The following is a 15,792-nucleotide window of genomic DNA, read 5'->3' on the forward strand; positions in this document are numbered from 1 at the left end:
CGCCATAATATAAATTCACTTAAATCTTTATTTGTTGAGATTGTTTTCAATTTATCATCGACATATTGAGGGGTAATATCAACGTGTGCATGTGGCATGTTCGCTGCCTCATACGATAAATCTTCTAACATTTTTTCTAAAATTGTGTGTAAACGTCTCGCGCCAATGTTGTCTGTTTCTTGGTTGACGTGATACGCCATTTCAGCTAAGCGTTGAATCGCTTCATCACTGAAATTCACAGTTACTTCTTCTGTTTTAAGCAATAATTCATACTGCCTAATCAATGAAAGCTTCGGTTCAGTCAAAATTCTCACAAAGTCGTCTACCGTTAAGCTTTCTAATTCCACACGAATCGGGAAACGTCCCTGTAATTCTGGAATTAAGTCGCTCGGTTTAGAAACATGGAAAGCACCTGCACCGATAAATAACATATGCTCCGTATTTACCGTACCATATTTTGTTTTGACAACGCTACCTTCAAGAATAGGTAAGATATCACGTTGAACACCTTGACGTGAAACATCTTGCCCGCCGCCTTGACTGTTAGATGTCGCAACCTTATCAATTTCATCAATAAAGATAATACCCATCTGTTCAGCCAATTCCAGCGCTTCTTGATTTGCTGTTTCATGATCAATCATCTCATCAGCAAATTCGTCCGTCAAAATTTTACGTGCTGTTTTAACCGGCACTTCTTTTTCAACTTTTTTCTTCGGCATGAGTTGATTCATCATTTCTTGCATTTGCTCGTTTTGTTGTGTACCTAACATGCCAAGTGCACCCGGGTCTTGCGCAACTTTGATACGCACTTTTTCATTTTCCAACATACCTGCAAGAAGTTGCTTTTTAATTTCAGAGCGTTTCGTTTTAATTTCTTCTGTTGGCGGTTCTTCCTCTTCTTCTTGGCTTTGACCAAAGTTAGGCAATGCACCACCAAACAATGATTCTAGCGGATTGTTCGCATTTTGAGAAGCTTTCTTTTTCATACTTGGCACAAGCAATTTTACAAGCTTATCATTCGCTTTTGTACTCGCTTCTTCTTGCACTGCTGCTTTCTTTTGGTCTTTCACAAGTCTTACCGCAACATCAACGAGGTCACGTACCATACTTTCCACATCTCGCCCTACGTAACCAACCTCAGTAAACTTTGTCGCTTCAACTTTAATAAATGGCGCACCAACAATCTTAGCCATACGTCTCGCAATTTCCGTTTTACCAACACCCGTCGGACCCATCATTAAAATGTTTTTCGGTGCAATTTCTTGCTTAATCTCATCATCTAACAAACTACGACGATAACGATTTCTTAACGCAATTGCGACCTTTTTCTTAGCTTCATCTTGTCCTACGATATACGCATCTAGCTCGGAAACAATATCTTTCGGTGTTAACTTAATCGCACTTGTATCCATACCCAATAAACCTCCATTATAATTCTTCCACTATGATGTGATCATTTGTAAACACGCATATCTCTGAAGCTACTTTCAGACTTTCATAAGCCATTTCTCTCGCATTCAGATGCGTTGCATGGCGCTTCAATGCACGACCTGCACTCAAAGCAAAGTTACCACCTGAGCCAATCGCAATAAGGTCATCATCTGGTGCGATGACTTCACCTGTACCGCTGACAACTAAAAGGTGCTCTGCATCCATCACAATAAGCATCGCTTCTAATTGGCGAAGTTGCTTATCGCCACGCCATTCTTTTGCAAGTTCTACAGCAGCACGTTCTAACTTACCACCGTATTGCTGCAATTTCGTTTCAAACTTTTCAAATAACGTAAAAGCGTCTGCAACACTTCCTGCAAATCCAGCAATGACTTTACCATTATATAACTTTCGAACCTTCTTGGCAGTGTTTTTCATAATGACTTGTTGACCAAGTGTCACTTGACCATCCCCTGCCATTGCAGCTTGTCCGTTATGTCGCACTGCATAAATTGTTGTTGCATGAATTGATGAACCCATAAATGATTTACTCTCCTTTTTTCGCACGTGGATGTGCTTGTAAATAGACATGTCGCAATTGTTGGTTGGTCACATGTGTGTATCGCCCAGTCGTCGATAAATTCACATGTCCTAACAAGTTTTGTACCGTTCTAAGATCAGCACCTGCATCAAGCAGATGTGTTGCGAATGTATGGCGTAACTTATGTGGATGAATGGCAGTTACACCCGTTGTTCGCTTCACGATATCATTTAAAATATAGCGCACACCTCTTTCAGTGATTGGCTGACCTTTTAAATTCACGATGAGATAATCGTGAGACGCATTTTGAATCGGGCCGAACGATTCAAAATAATCAATCATACTTTGTCGACAAAACTCACCAAACGGCACAATGCGTTCTTTCTGCCCTTTACCCATTACTTTGAGCAAGGACATCGATAAATCAACGTCAGACTTTTTCAGTCCGACAAGCTCCGACACACGTATTCCAGTTGCATAGAGCAGTTCAAGAATGACGCGGTCTCTTAAACCTTTTGTGTGATCATGGATGACTGTTTGAAACAATGCTTCCATTTCTTCGGCATAAAAAAATGATGGCAAATATCGTTCTTTTTTCGGGTGCACCAGTTGCACAAATGGATTCGTGATATTCTCCTCTATCGTCATCCAATACGCATAAAAACTACGCAACGTAGAAATTTTGCGAGAAACCGTCGTACGTTGCAAGCCCATATCGTATAGCATCTGTAAGTACCCTCTTGCTTCTTGATAACTGAATGATTGCAATGTCAATTGCTCTTGTACCAAAAAGCGATTAAATTGAACGAGGTCATCATGATATGCCTTTAATGTGTGTTCTGAGAATAGGCGCTCATATTTGAGCATATTAAGAAATTGTTGTTGGATTTGTTCCAAAGTAAAAACCCCTCCATCATTTGCATTGTAGCATAATGATAAGGGGTCCTGCATAGATAAACTGTCAAATTTTCACAGTTATCTAAATTTTACTACTTTTGTCAAATACTTTCGTGAGTTATTGCAACGTTTGCTTAAAACTATCAAGATACGTAAGCGCACGGTCTGCCAGTGCTTCATAACGTGCCTTTTTATCTTTGACACGTTCAGGCAATGCAGGTACAAGTCCAAAATTCGCATTCATCGGTTGGAAGTTTTTATTGTTTTCAGCGTGAGAGATATAGTACGCCATACTACCTAACATCGTTTCACGTGGGAAAATAACATCTCCCTTACCTAACATACGATGTGCCAAGTTAATACCTGCAATCATACCACTCGCTGCACTTTCAACATAACCTTCAACACCTGTCATTTGACCTGCAAAGAATAAGTTAGGACGTGCTTTGAACTCATAAGTTTCCGATAAGACACCCGGAGAATTGATAAAAGTATTACGATGCATCACACCATATCGAACGATATCTACATTTTCAAGACCTGGAATAAGACGTAACACTTCTTTTTGTGCGCCCCATTTTAAACGTGTTTGGAATCCTACAATATTGTAGAGTGTCCCTGCCGCATCATCTTGTCGTAACTGAACAACAGCGTATGGACGTTTACCCGTCTTAGGATCTTCAAGACCTACTGGCTTCATCGGTCCAAACAACAAAGTTTTAGGGCCTCGACTTGCCATGACTTCAAATGGCATACAGCCTTCAAAGTATTTTTCTTTTTCAAAGTCTTTCATCGGTGCTGCTTCTGCTGAAATAGCTGCTTCATAAAAACGTTCAAATTCTTCTTTCGTCATCGGACAGTTCAAATATGCCGCTTCGCCCTTATCATAACGAGATTTTAAATAAACTTTGTCCATATCAATAGACTCTTTCTCGATGATCGGTGCAGCCGCATCATAGAAATAGAGCTGGTCAGCGCCTGTTAAAGCAACAATTTCTTCAGCGAGTCCTTCCGTTGTTAAAGGACCTGTCGCGATAATTGTTGGTCCTTCTGGAATTTTAGTGATTTCTTCATTTTTTACAGTGACATTCGGATGATTTTTTAAAGTGTCTGTAATGTATCCTGCAAAGTCATGACGGTCAACCGCTAACGCACCACCTGCTGGTACACGTGCCTTGTCTGCCGCTGCGATAATCAATGAATCTAAACGACGCATCTCTTCTTTTAACACGCCGACTGCATTCGTTAACGCATTACCTCTTAGTGAGTTCGAACATACAAGTTCAGCAAACTTATCTGTATGATGCGCCGGTGTTTGTTTAACAGGTCGCATTTCGTATAAATTTACGTGTACACCACGTTGTGCAAGTTGATAAGCAGCTTCTGAACCTGCCAATCCCGCACCAATAATATTCACAGTTGTCAATGTTACGACCTCCTTTTCTTACTGTTATTTTACAGCTTCTTCTTTATAATCACAGTTTGAACATACTACTTGCGTCGTACGCCCTTTTTTATGTTCAGCCAAGTAATGGTTACATTTTGGACAATCACGTCCGATAGGTTTATCCCATGATACAAAGTCACAAGTTGGATAATTGGAACATCCGTAGAATAAGCGATTTTTCTTCGACTTACGTTCTACGACATCGCCGTCTTTACACGTTGGACATTTGACACCGATTGGTTTCACAATGGCTTTCGTGTTGCGGCAATCCGGGAAGTTAGAGCACGCCATAAACTTACCGTAACGTCCCATTTTAATCACCATTGGGTGTCCGCATTTTTCACAATCTTCTCCCGCTGGTTCATCTTTGATCTCAACTTTTTCCATTTCTGACTCGGCACGTTCGACATCTTGTTTGAAACTATTGTAAAAATCTCCAACGACTTTACGCCACCCAATTTCACCATCGGCAATTTTATCGAGCAACGTTTCCATGTTCACAGTAAAGTCAACGTCAATAATTTCAGGGAAGTAGTCTTTTACTTGCTCATGCACAATCTCCCCTAACTCTGTAGGGACGAAACGTTTACTTTCACTTTTTACATAATTACGTTTTTGAATCGTATCAATTGTCGGTGCATACGTTGATGGACGTCCGATTTTCAATTCTTCCAACGTTTTTACTAAACGCGCCTCCGTATAACGTGGTGGCGGTTGTGTAAAGTGTTGTGCCGGATCAATATTTGTCGCAATGACTTCATTACCCTCTTCAAGCTTAGGTAAGCGATTTTCTTTTTCTTTGGTCACATCATCATTCGCTTCAACATATAATGTCATAAAACCTTTAAACTTGATTGTTTGACCATTGGCACGGAACTTGATGTCGCCTTGTTCTAAGTCAACAGCCACTGTATCAAGAATCGCTGGTGCCATTTGGCTTGCTACAAAACGTTCCCAAATCAGCTTATACAGTCTAAATTGATCACGTGTCAAATAGCTTTTTACATCTTCAGGCGTTCTTAAAGTACTTGTTGGGCGAATCGCTTCGTGCGCATCTTGATCGCCTTGCTTCCCTTTATTGACTACTTTAGAAATATAGTCTTTACCGTATGTTTCTTCGATGAACTGTTTTGCTTCTGCTTGGGCATCTTTCGAAATACGTGTTGAGTCTGTTCTCATGTACGTGATTAAACCGACTGTACCCGCACGTTTTAAGTCGATCCCTTCGTATAACTGTTGCGCAATCATCATCGTTTTACGTGCTTTGAAGTTCAACTTACGTGCTGCTTCTTGTTGCAACGTAGACGTCGTAAATGGGTTCGCTGGTTTACGCGTGCGTTCCTTTTTGTTCACTTTCGTTACTTCAAAACGATCACCGTCTAAAGCATCGGTAATCAGCTTAACGTCATCTTTATTCGTTAATTTAAATGGTTTCCCTTTATAATGAAGAAACTTTGCAGTGAACTTCGACTTTTGATAGCGAAATGCACCTTCAATTGTCCAATATTCTTCAGGTTTAAAGTTTCTAATTTCATTCTCACGGTCGATTACCAATCTTAACGCTACAGATTGAACACGTCCCGCCGATAGACCTTTTTTCACTTTTTTCCATAATACTGGCGAAATGTTATAGCCAACTAATCTATCTAAAATACGTCGTGCTTGTTGTGCATCGACGAGTTCCATTTCGATACCGCGTGGGTTTTTAAAACTTGCCTTTACCGCATCTTTTGTAATTTCGTTGAATACTACTCTATTGTCTGTTTTGTCTTCTAGCTCTAATATATTTGCTAAATGCCATGCAATTGCTTCACCTTCACGGTCAGGGTCACTTGCAAGAAAAACTTTTTTAGCTTTTTTTGCATGTCTTTTTAATTCTTTTACGACAGGGCCTTTACCTCGAATCGTAATATATTTAGGCTCGTAATTATCTTCAACATCAACGCCCATTTGACTACGTGGTAAGTCACGCACGTGTCCCATTGAGGCAATGACTTTATATTTTTTCCCTAAATACTTTTCGATTGTTTTAGCTTTTGCAGGCGATTCAACAATGACAAGATTTTCTGCCAATGCAGATCCCCCCTTGCAATTTCTGATTACAAATTTAAATGATAAACGCTGAATTTTGTTTTTGTCAATGTTTTACCATTATTTCGTCGGGGAATCTGCGAATTATTGACAATAATCTTTCAAAATATCCTTTTCTGACAATACAATTTCTGCACCTTCTTGTACCCTCAATAAATTGCCTCTTGTATATGTGTTAAACATATCGCCAGGTAATACATACACATTCCGGTTCTGATCGAGTGCCTGATCTACGGTAATAAGTGCCCCACTTCGTTCTCTTGCTTCCGTAATCAGTACACCGCGGGCTAAACCACTAATAAGACGATTGCGTTCTGGAAAACGGTATTTGGCAGGCGGTGTCTGGGGTGGATATTCACTTACACTGAGATGATAGGCATCTATGTGTTTTCGGAGTTGTTGCGTATGCTGAGGATAATGATGACGATGTCCAAAGCCTAACACAGCAATTGTGGCACACCCCGCTTTAATAGCACACTGATGCGCAATAGCATCTGCACCTTGTGCAAGCCCTGACACAATTGTTAACCGATGTTGTGCAAAATGTGGCATTAAATAATTTAAAGCTTGTGGCGTGTAGTGCGTATGTTGACGCGAGCCAACGATTGCAAGTGTATGAGTATGTTTTAAAAAGGCTAAGTTACCTCGACAAAAAAGAATCACAGGTGGATCATAAATATGCTTGAGTAATTGTGGATAGTCTGGGGAATCAATGCTAATGGCGTGAACCTTTGCTTTAGATAATGCGTGTTCAATGTGATTGATGTGCAATGTATTAAAACGATGTAATTTTGTATAAAGTCGTGGATCTTCTGCATTTGCAATTTTATCTCTTAATTTTTCATATAACATTTGCTGTGTCCCATATTGGATGTCACTATTGCAGGCGTATTTGTAGATTTGTCTTGTCGTAAAGCCACTATATACAAGCAATAATAAATATTGGCGCAGCGTTAAAGTTGTTGTCATAAAGACCTCCTTTACTTCTATAAATCAAAGCAAAAAAGGGCAGGACAAAAACCTTCTATTATAATATAGAAAGTTTCTTGCCCCACCTAAAACTTATGTTATGACATAAGTTCTATATTATTTTTTAACTGTTAATAAAGATTCGTAAATACCAGCTTCTTTGGCAGCTTCGATTAACGTCGCACCAATTTCAGAAGGTGTTGCAGCTGTTTTAATACCACAGCTATTTAACGTTTTAATCTTTTCAGCAGCTGTCCCTTTACCACCTGAAATAATCGCACCGGCATGACCCATACGTTTTCCTGGAGGTGCAGTTTGACCACCGATAAAGCCGACAACTGGTTTTGTCATGTTCGCTTTAATCCATTCAGCCGCTTCTTCTTCAGCTGTACCACCGATTTCACCGATCATAACAACCGCTTTTGTATCTTCGTCATTATTGAATGCTTCTAATACATCGATAAAGTTTGTACCGTTAACTGGGTCGCCACCGATACCAACAGCTGTTGATTGACCGATACCTTCTTCAGTTAATTGATGTACGGCTTCATAAGTTAACGTACCAGAACGTGATACAACACCTACATGACCTTTTTTGTGAATATAACCCGGCATAATACCAATTTTCGTTTCATCTGAAGTGATAACACCTGGGCAGTTTGGTCCGATTAAACGTGTCTTTTTGCCTTCTAAGTAGCGTTTCACTTTCACCATATCTACTACTGGAATATGCTCAGTAATACAAATTGCTAAGTCAAGTTCAGCATCTGCACATTCTAAAATTGCATCTGCCGCAAACGGTGCAGGTACGTAAATAACAGAAACCGTTGCACCTGTTTCATTTTTCGCTTCTTCTACCGTATTGAATACAGGTACCCCTTCAACGACTTGACCGCCTTTACCAGGTGTTACACCCGCTACGATTTGCGTTCCATATTCTAACATTTGTTTTGTATGGAAAAGGGCAGTTGACCCTGTAATACCTTGTACGATAACTTTCGTATTCTTATCTACAAATACACTCATTTTAGTTGTCCCATCCTTTCCTACGCTTCGTTTACGAGTTTAACAATTTTTTGTGCGCCTTCAGCCATTGTACTAGCTGGCTCAATCGCTAAACCTGATTCTTCTAAAATTTGTTTACCTTGTGCAACGTTTGTACCTTCCAAACGCACAACTAATGGTAATGTTAAGTCGACTTCTTTCACTGCTGCAACAATACCTTCAGCAATAACATCACAACGCATGATACCACCGAAAATGTTAACGAAAATACCTTTTACGTTGTCATCACCTAAGATAATTTTGAATGCTTCAGTTACTTTTTCTTTTGTCGCGCCGCCCCCTACGTCTAGGAAGTTCGCTGGCGTACCATTAAAGTGGTTGATTGTATCCATTGTCGCCATCGCAAGACCAGCACCGTTAACCATACAACCGATATTTCCATCTAAAGCGATGTATGAAAGGTCATATTTAGACGCTTCGATTTCTTTTGGATCTTCTTCGTCTAAGTCACGTAACTCTTGAATGTCTTTATGACGGAATAACGCGTTGTCATCAAAGTTAATTTTAGAGTCTAATGCTAAGACGTTTCCGTCACCTGTTAATACAAGTGGATTGATCTCAACGATTGAGCAGTCTTTTTCCATAAATACATTATATAATGCCATTAAGAACTTAACTGCTTTATTAATTGATTCTTTAGGAATGTTGATATTGAATGCGATACGGCGTGCTTGATATGGTGCAAGACCAACTACTGGATCGATTGTTTCTTTGAAGATTTTTTCAGGACTTTTAGCCGCTACTTCCTCAATCTCAGTGCCCCCTTCTTCTGACGCCATTAACGTCACACGGTCAGTTGCACGGTCAATAACAAAACCGATATAGTATTCTTTCTTGATGTCTGCGCCTTCTTCAATGTAAAGACGTTTCACTTCTTTACCTTCAGGGCCTGTTTGATGCGTCACTAATACTTTACCTAATAGTTCATTCGCATACGTTTCGACTTCTGATAAAGACTTCGCGATTTTAACACCGCCAGCTTTACCACGTCCCCCTGCATGGATTTGTGCTTTAACAACATAAACATCTGTGTCTAATTCTTTTGCCTTTTCAACAGCTTCTTCAGCCGAGAAAGCAACACGCCCCTCTGGTACTGCTACGCCCATTGAGCGAAAGATTGCTTTTCCTTGATACTCATGGATATTCATACTCCATCCTCCTGTTTCTTAAGGTTAAGTTCAACTACAATTATAAAAAATGTAAGCGCTATTGTAAACCGATAGGAACCACTTTCATAAGATTGATTTCAGATTTTCTGTAAATTACTTCTTGAATGAGGTGGTAGAACAGTAGAAATTCATTGCAATAAAAAAGACAACGCATTTGCTATTCATCATTGAATAACAAACGCGTTGCCTTGCATGTATTATTTATCTGTTTGGAAAGTTACTTGTGTATCGTCGTCCATTGGTACGCTGACAATTTTTTGATCGTCTTCTGATGACTCAACGACAAAGTTATGATCTTTCAACACACGAATAAGTTCTGGTTGTGATAATTCTTCTACTGATACATTTAAGTTTTGCTCGATTTCTTGTTTGATTTTAGCTAAAGTGGCTTCATCTTCTGTAATCTCAGTTTCTTTTTCTTCAAAATGTACTAAGACTGTATAAAGCTTTTGTAATGTTTCATCCATAAATTAATATATCCCTTTCTTTTTGGAATGTACATTATTAGTAAAACATAAAATAGTCTGTTTGAAAACTATTTAAGCTATCCATCTAATCGACGATTTCGACGCGACCGTTGTGGTAGCGCACTTTTTGACCTTGTTGAATCTTATCATAATCTTCTTTTGGTAATACAAGCAATCGCTGCTGTTGGTTGTCCATTTTCACTGTGACCGTATACAATTTTTCGCCCGATTTCATCTGTCTTTGTAAAATACGCTTCTGCACATCAAGCGCCATTATTTTTTCTTTTTGTTGTGCATATTCATAGTTATGCGCTGAGACAATTTGGAAAAATAAAAAGTTATTGTAATAGCTCGTTATTTGATATTGTGCAACTGGCGATAGACCATCGCGATACGCCGCTTTAACTGGCGCAATTGGATGATAACGTGATGAAGACTGCTTCGCTGACGCAGAACGGCCTTTATGCTGCGAACGCTGTCCGGTTTGACGTATATTTTGACTGCGAACCGCATTTTGCTGTGCACGTTGCATCGCTTGCCTGCTCGCATTCAATGATGATTGTCTTGATGTTACACTTGTGCGAGACGTACTGCTTGAAGACGAGCTACTCGTTGTTGTCGATGTACTGCTAGAACTTGATGTTGTCGTACTATTTGCATTCACACTGCATGGTAGCATGATACTTAGAAGTAACAAACTAATAATTGCACCGCCAACATGTCGCTTCATTCTTTGTCACTCATTTCGCTTTTATCTACCACTTCACCTGAAACACTGTCGTCACCAAATGTCATATACGGTGGACGATAAACATGAATATCATCTCCGTCCTTTACAAAAAATGGTGCACTTTCATCTTCAATAATATGCTCATAGACATGATCTAAATTTGTATAAACATGCTTTAACTGCCCTTTTTCTTTGTAAGCAATATCAATTTTTGGATAATCTTCATCTCCATTGTTCAACACTTCATAATAAACAAATTCATGCTTATTTTTTTGATAGGCTTCATCATCAGGTGCCTCAACTGGTTCTTCATCGTCACAAGCACTTAATAAAACGATACACATCACAAGTGTGCTGCCTAACATCATTAGCTTTTTCATTTCATCACCGCTCCTTTAAGTTATACTTCCCATTCAAAAATACTCATTCATATTATAACTAACACGCTACAACTCGTGAAGAATGAAAAAACCTACGCATCTGTTGTTCAAACAAATGAATAGGTTGCTGTATTTAATCATTATTTACTGATATTGTGATTTGATCGGTTCAAACGATAGCCGATGAATTGGACATACACCTTGCTGTGCGAGCCCTGCTAAATGTTTTGCCGTGCCGTACCCCGCATTATGTTCAAAATCATAGCCCGGATATTGCCCGGCATACTGCGCCATTAAATTATCACGATATACTTTCGCAATAATACTCGCCGCTGCTATCGACACACTATTGGCGTCCCCTTTAATAATATTTTGTTGGGGTTCATCAAGCTTCTCCAGTGTCATCGCATCAATTAAAAAATGCGTCGGACGTACTGATAAGGACTCAATCGCACGGTACATTGCTAGTTTCGTTGCTTCATAAATATTCAATGTATCAATTTCCTCAACGGTAGCAACGCCAATGCTCCACGCACGTACATTGTCTTTTAATGATTGATTCAGTGTTTCACGTTTCGCCGCATTCAATTGCTTGGAATCATTAATACCGATATGTTGATGGTCCGACTCTAAAATGACGGCACTCGCTACTACAGGACCGGCTAACGGGCCACGCCCCACTTCATCAATGCCGCAGATTAACGCATGCGGTTGTTCATTTAAAATGTCATTTTCATAGCGACACATCATCTCATATTGTTCAACTAACTGCGCTTGTTTTTCAAGTTGCTTCCGTCTTGAGCGAAATGCCGCTTGTACCCCTTTTCGTGTATCCACATAATCCGGGTGACTTTCAAGTGCTTCTATCGTCTCAACTTCTGCCAGTAGCGCCTTAATCTCTTGAATTGTTTTCTTTTTAGGCATTGTCATCATGCTCATCTTGAAATGTGTCATATAAATCAAAGCAATATGCACCGATTTTAGCGTTACGAATATCATTGATAATCAGTTCAATAACCGCTTCATAGTCCACTTCATTACCACGTTGTAACAAGCCTCTTTTACGACCAATCGCATCAAACCACTCTAAATTCTCTGCATCTTGAAGCACATCAATTTTGTAGTGATGAATTAAATTTTCATAGTCATGTTCAATTAAAAATGATAAGCCATATATCGCCACTTCATCTAGATGTACGATACTATCTTTAATCGCGCCAGTCAGACTCAACTTAATACCAACTTGTTGATCTTCAAACTTCGGCCATAAAATCCCCGGTGTATCGAGTAATTGAAGAGATTTCCCTACTTTAATCCATTGCTGTTGCTTTGTAACACCCGGTTTATTACCAGTTTGCGCAATAGAACGATTGGCAAGTTTATTAATAAGCGTCGATTTTCCAACATTCGGAATGCCTACAATCATGGCACGAATCGCACGTGGTTTGAGGCCTTTTGCTTTTTCACGCTCAAATTTTTCTTTCGTCACTTCAATTGCTGCCGCTTCAACACTTTTCAAACCTTTGCCATGCTTGGCATCTACAGCAACTGGTACGGCACCTTTATCTTTAAAGTACGTAAACCATTTCGCCATTTCTCGTTCATTTGCCATATCTTTTTTATTAAAAATAACAACGCGCGGCTTTTGTTGTATCACTTCATCTATCATCGGGTTTCGTGAACTATATGGAATACGTGCATCTACAAGTTCAAAAACTACATCGACTTTTTTAAGTTGTTCCGTTACTTCACGTCTCGCTTTCGCCATATGCCCCGGGAACCATTGAATTGTAGCCATCTCATTTCTTCCTTTCTTATAAAAACTAACAAACTATTATACACATTTTCACTATACAGTATTTGACTTGCTAAATACCATATGCTGCTAACCAGTCTATATTGTATCACGATTTTTAATGGATGTTCTTTTTAATTTTGAGAAGTTAGTACACAAAATGTATTTTTATTAAAAGCTTTTATAGACGCCGATGAACTTTTGCGATAATGGCAGACTTACATCAAGCAGATTTTTCTTAACATAAATAAAGTGAAGAAATCTAACAATACATATTGTAGACATCTTCACCATTCATCGAAATAAAACTATTTTATTTTAAACTTTTTCACGTGCTTTATAGTGCTTCCTTATGCGCTGACTGATACACTTCGTCACTAACAGGTTCATAAAATTCACTTGCACCTGCTGTCATTGCAACATGACTAAACCAGGCATCTTTCGTTGCACCATGCCAATGCTTAATCCCTTTATCAGTTACTAATACATCCCCAGCTTTCAATAGACGTGCTGGTTTGCCTTCTTCTTGATAAAGACCTTCGCCACCTGTTACTAAAAGGATTTGATAACCATCTAAATGTACATGCCAATTGTTGCGACACCCCGGTTCAAAAGTAACATTGCCAACACTTACTGAATCATCTGGAGCTTGTGCTAACATTGCTAAATATGATTGCCCTGTAAACTTATCGCCGTATGGATTGTCTTCTCCTAGACGAAATAAAGGGGCATTTCTTACTTCTTCATGTTTCATTACGAATCATCTCTTCTTTCAATATTATTTCTGTACCCTATCCGTTTTGATTGACTAACATTTCTCCCACTAGCACTTGTAAGTTTTTTTCCAACACAAGACTACGACTTCGCTCGATATAACTTTTAAAATACGATTTTTCTATATGACTTTTATAAGTAGTCTCATTTTCATATATCTCAAAGAAATACCATGTATTTGGATTTTCAATATCTGTACCAGCATACATAACGAATATTCCGGATTCTTCCGCTATACTTTGTTTCATAACAGGCAAAACAATGTCCTCGAATGCTGCGCTATCAGTCACTACGACAGTCGCTAATCGAACTGACAAATCCGTCTGTTCAAAAACACGCAATGCTTCATTTTTTTGAAGAAATACTTTTGGATGTAAATTAACAACTGTATGCGTACGAAAAACCTTTTGCCCCAAATCTTTGAAAGTATGAAAATGCGTTGAATTCACATGCGCTTGATATGCTTCTTCATTCTTATAGCGTTCCACGACAATTTTTTGATTGACATCGTCCGGTAAATGAGCAGCATACATAGCAAGTGTTCCGGGTTCATGCGCGATAGATTGTTTAAAATTTTGCTTTCCTACTTCGATATATTCTAGATCATTCCCCTCAGCTAATCCCAATTGGAAAAGTCTAAAAACCTCTGCCATATGAATCACCTAACCCAAATAATTTTTGCGCATTCCCGCTGAAAATCATCGCTTTTTCTTCATTACTAAGCGGCAACGCGTTAACTGCTTCGGCTATCACCTCAGTTGCACCTGCTGGCATGATGCCAAGTGGCGCATCTGTTCCAAAAAGCACGTGATCGACGCCGTAATAATCCACACATAGTTCAAGTGCTTTTGCGTTTCCAAGTAATGCTGTATCAACATAAAACTTTTTGAAATCTAAGACTTGTTCCTTGGGTAAAATATGCGCAATACGCCCAGCAAAATAAGGTACCATTGCCCCACCGTGATGAACTAAAATTTTAAGGTTCGGGAATGCCTTGAAATATCCAGCTTGCACAATTTCTAACATGGCTTGTGTCAGCTCATATTCCCAGCTGAAAACAATATTATTGTCTGGTTTACGCTGATCAAAAACCGGGTGTAACCAAATTGGAACATCTGCTTTAGCTGCCGCTTCAAAAACGGGTCTAAAATCATCATCCGCAACAGACTTGCCTAAGTGACGTGTAAAGAGCTGAACACCTAAAATTTCAGTGTGTGCAGTCACAAACCCTTCAATTGTTCGTACTGCTTCTTCTATATTATTCATCGCCAACATGGCAACGCCACCAACAAAAATATTTCCATATGCACGTACAGTTTCAACTAATTCTTCATTCGCTTTGGCAACTAAATGTGCCGCCGCTTCTTTCTCTAAGTAATCTTCCGGATTCGTATTAACGTAACTAATAATTTGCTTTGTTTGATCTGGCATCGTGTCATATCGTTTTTTCATGTCTAATAAAACGTCATTTTGAATAAAAGGCATCTTCTGTGCTAAATCTTTATCCAATATCGACATTTCTTTATAAAAATCTGGTAATAGCACATGTGCAAATGCATCAATTTTCATAGTCATCTACACGCACCTTCCAACTACCTTCTTCATCAAAAATAATGCCGTATTCTTCATAATAGGTAGACTCATTTAATATTTCTCCAGACTCATAGAGGCCGATCTTATGATTAAGTCGATCAATAGACCTTTGAAGATTTTTTTGCTTATTTTCAAGAATCGCTAATTGATCGCGTAGTATTGCTTCACGCACTTCGACAGTTTGATTACCTTGCATCAATAGCTGACAATAATCGATTAAAACTTCGATAGACACACCAGAATGACGCAAACATATCACCATCTCTAACCATTTGTTTAAATCGTCTGTAAAGTAGCGATTACCATTGGGCTGACGTGGAATTTTTGGTAATAGCCCAATACGTTCATAATAACGCAACGTATTCGGTTTAATATTATACATCTCTGAAACTTGTGTAATCGTATATTTTTGCTGACTGGACATGTGGTATCACCTTCAAATT

Annotated in this window: 17 protein-coding genes; all 17 read right to left on the minus strand. The window is 39.0% G+C overall.

Annotation, left to right across the window (positions count from 1 at the left end):
• Positions 1-1,412, minus strand: a 1,412-nt coding sequence (hslU, locus tag TP70_RS08430; RefSeq protein WP_156962271.1) for an ATP-dependent protease ATPase subunit HslU, incomplete at its 3' end; no start/stop codon positions are given.
• Between the two features lie 16 nt (positions 1,413-1,428).
• Positions 1,429-1,971 carry an ATP-dependent protease subunit HslV gene (hslV, locus tag TP70_RS08435; RefSeq protein WP_044360966.1) on the minus strand — a complete coding sequence of 181 codons (543 nt, stop codon included), beginning with the start codon at positions 1,969-1,971 and terminating at the stop codon, positions 1,429-1,431.
• 7 nt (positions 1,972-1,978) lie between these two features.
• On the minus strand, positions 1,979-2,839 hold the full coding sequence (locus TP70_RS08440; protein WP_411914116.1) for a tyrosine recombinase XerC: 861 nt from the start codon (positions 2,837-2,839) through the stop codon (positions 1,979-1,981).
• Between the two features lie 148 nt (positions 2,840-2,987).
• On the minus strand, positions 2,988-4,295 hold the full coding sequence (gene trmFO, locus TP70_RS08445; protein WP_044360968.1) for an FADH(2)-oxidizing methylenetetrahydrofolate--tRNA-(uracil(54)-C(5))-methyltransferase TrmFO: 1,308 nt from the start codon (positions 4,293-4,295) through the stop codon (positions 2,988-2,990).
• 24 nt (positions 4,296-4,319) lie between these two features.
• Complete coding sequence (gene topA / locus TP70_RS08450) at positions 4,320-6,389, minus strand: type I DNA topoisomerase (protein WP_044360969.1); 2,070 nt, start codon at positions 6,387-6,389, stop codon at positions 4,320-4,322.
• Positions 6,390-6,491: 102 nt separating this feature from the next.
• Positions 6,492-7,376 carry a DNA-processing protein DprA gene (dprA, locus tag TP70_RS08455; RefSeq protein ID WP_084207680.1) on the minus strand — a complete coding sequence of 295 codons (885 nt, stop codon included), beginning with the start codon at positions 7,374-7,376 and terminating at the stop codon, positions 6,492-6,494.
• A gap of 117 nt (positions 7,377-7,493) precedes the next feature.
• Positions 7,494-8,402: a succinate--CoA ligase subunit alpha gene (sucD, locus tag TP70_RS08460; RefSeq protein ID WP_044360970.1), complete on the minus strand. Its 909-nt coding sequence runs from the start codon at positions 8,400-8,402 to the stop codon at positions 7,494-7,496.
• A 20-nt stretch (positions 8,403-8,422) separates the two neighbouring features.
• The gene (sucC, locus tag TP70_RS08465) at positions 8,423-9,589 is read right to left on the minus strand and encodes an ADP-forming succinate--CoA ligase subunit beta (protein ID WP_044360972.1); all 1,167 of its coding nucleotides are present in this window, start codon (positions 9,587-9,589) and stop codon (positions 8,423-8,425) included.
• Between the two features lie 218 nt (positions 9,590-9,807).
• A complete protein-coding gene (locus tag TP70_RS08470) occupies positions 9,808-10,077 on the minus strand; it encodes a hypothetical protein (RefSeq protein WP_044360973.1) in 270 nt (89 codons plus the stop codon).
• Positions 10,078-10,162: 85 nt separating this feature from the next.
• A complete protein-coding gene (locus tag TP70_RS08475; protein ID WP_044360974.1) occupies positions 10,163-10,807 on the minus strand; it encodes a hypothetical protein in 645 nt (214 codons plus the stop codon).
• Positions 10,804-11,187: a hypothetical protein gene (locus tag TP70_RS08480; RefSeq protein WP_044360975.1), complete on the minus strand. Its 384-nt coding sequence runs from the start codon at positions 11,185-11,187 to the stop codon at positions 10,804-10,806. The genes TP70_RS08475 and TP70_RS08480 overlap by 4 nt, the downstream gene beginning before the upstream one ends.
• A gap of 144 nt (positions 11,188-11,331) precedes the next feature.
• Complete coding sequence (locus TP70_RS08485) at positions 11,332-12,111, minus strand: ribonuclease HII (protein WP_044361013.1); 780 nt, start codon at positions 12,109-12,111, stop codon at positions 11,332-11,334.
• Positions 12,104-12,985: a ribosome biogenesis GTPase YlqF gene (gene ylqF / locus TP70_RS08490; protein ID WP_044360977.1), complete on the minus strand. Its 882-nt coding sequence runs from the start codon at positions 12,983-12,985 to the stop codon at positions 12,104-12,106. Before ylqF ends, TP70_RS08485 begins: the two co-directional genes overlap by 8 nt.
• A gap of 334 nt (positions 12,986-13,319) precedes the next feature.
• Positions 13,320-13,736 (minus strand): cupin domain-containing protein, encoded by a 417-nt coding sequence (locus tag TP70_RS08495; RefSeq protein ID WP_044360978.1) that lies wholly within the window; start codon positions 13,734-13,736, stop codon positions 13,320-13,322.
• Between the two features lie 37 nt (positions 13,737-13,773).
• The gene (locus tag TP70_RS08500; RefSeq protein ID WP_044360979.1) at positions 13,774-14,409 is read right to left on the minus strand and encodes a putative quinol monooxygenase; all 636 of its coding nucleotides are present in this window, start codon (positions 14,407-14,409) and stop codon (positions 13,774-13,776) included.
• Entirely contained in the window at positions 14,393-15,331 is a 939-nt protein-coding gene (locus TP70_RS08505; protein ID WP_044360980.1) for an amidohydrolase family protein, read from the minus strand. Before TP70_RS08505 ends, TP70_RS08500 begins: the two co-directional genes overlap by 17 nt.
• Positions 15,315-15,773: a MerR family transcriptional regulator gene (locus TP70_RS08510; RefSeq protein WP_044360981.1), complete on the minus strand. Its 459-nt coding sequence runs from the start codon at positions 15,771-15,773 to the stop codon at positions 15,315-15,317. Before TP70_RS08510 ends, TP70_RS08505 begins: the two co-directional genes overlap by 17 nt.
• Between the last annotated feature and the right edge of the window lie 19 nt (positions 15,774-15,792).

The organism is Staphylococcus microti (assembly GCF_000934465.1).
GTDB classification, from domain to species: Bacteria; Bacillota; Bacilli; order Staphylococcales; family Staphylococcaceae; genus Staphylococcus; species Staphylococcus microti.

What these genes read in the sequence shown, in the direction of transcription:
- TP70_RS08495 (WP_044360978.1), bottom strand. Translation starts at nt 13,736, where the DNA reads ATGAAACATGAAGAAGTAAGAAATGCCCCTTTATTTCGTCTAGGAGAA.
- TP70_RS08475 (WP_044360974.1), bottom strand. Translation starts at nt 10,807, where the DNA reads ATGAAGCGACATGTTGGCGGTGCAATTATTAGTTTGTTACTTCTAAGT.
- TP70_RS08485 (WP_044361013.1), bottom strand. Translation starts at nt 12,111, where the DNA reads ATGCCTAAAAAGAAAACAATTCAAGAGATTAAGGCGCTACTGGCAGAA.
- sucD (WP_044360970.1), bottom strand. Translation starts at nt 8,402, where the DNA reads ATGAGTGTATTTGTAGATAAGAATACGAAAGTTATCGTACAAGGTATT.
- sucC (WP_044360972.1), bottom strand. Translation starts at nt 9,589, where the DNA reads ATGAATATCCATGAGTATCAAGGAAAAGCAATCTTTCGCTCAATGGGC.
- TP70_RS08510 (WP_044360981.1), bottom strand. Translation starts at nt 15,773, where the DNA reads ATGTCCAGTCAGCAAAAATATACGATTACACAAGTTTCAGAGATGTAT.
- dprA (WP_084207680.1), bottom strand. Translation starts at nt 7,376, where the DNA reads ATGACAACAACTTTAACGCTGCGCCAATATTTATTATTGCTTGTATAT.
- TP70_RS08505 (WP_044360980.1), bottom strand. Translation starts at nt 15,331, where the DNA reads ATGACTATGAAAATTGATGCATTTGCACATGTGCTATTACCAGATTTT.
- hslV (WP_044360966.1), bottom strand. Translation starts at nt 1,971, where the DNA reads ATGGGTTCATCAATTCATGCAACAACAATTTATGCAGTGCGACATAAC.
- TP70_RS08470 (WP_044360973.1), bottom strand. Translation starts at nt 10,077, where the DNA reads ATGGATGAAACATTACAAAAGCTTTATACAGTCTTAGTACATTTTGAA.
- ylqF (WP_044360977.1), bottom strand. Translation starts at nt 12,985, where the DNA reads ATGGCTACAATTCAATGGTTCCCGGGGCATATGGCGAAAGCGAGACGT.
- TP70_RS08480 (WP_044360975.1), bottom strand. Translation starts at nt 11,187, where the DNA reads ATGAAAAAGCTAATGATGTTAGGCAGCACACTTGTGATGTGTATCGTT.
- TP70_RS08500 (WP_044360979.1), bottom strand. Translation starts at nt 14,409, where the DNA reads ATGGCAGAGGTTTTTAGACTTTTCCAATTGGGATTAGCTGAGGGGAAT.
- TP70_RS08440 (WP_411914116.1), bottom strand. Translation starts at nt 2,839, where the DNA reads ATGCTCAAATATGAGCGCCTATTCTCAGAACACACATTAAAGGCATAT.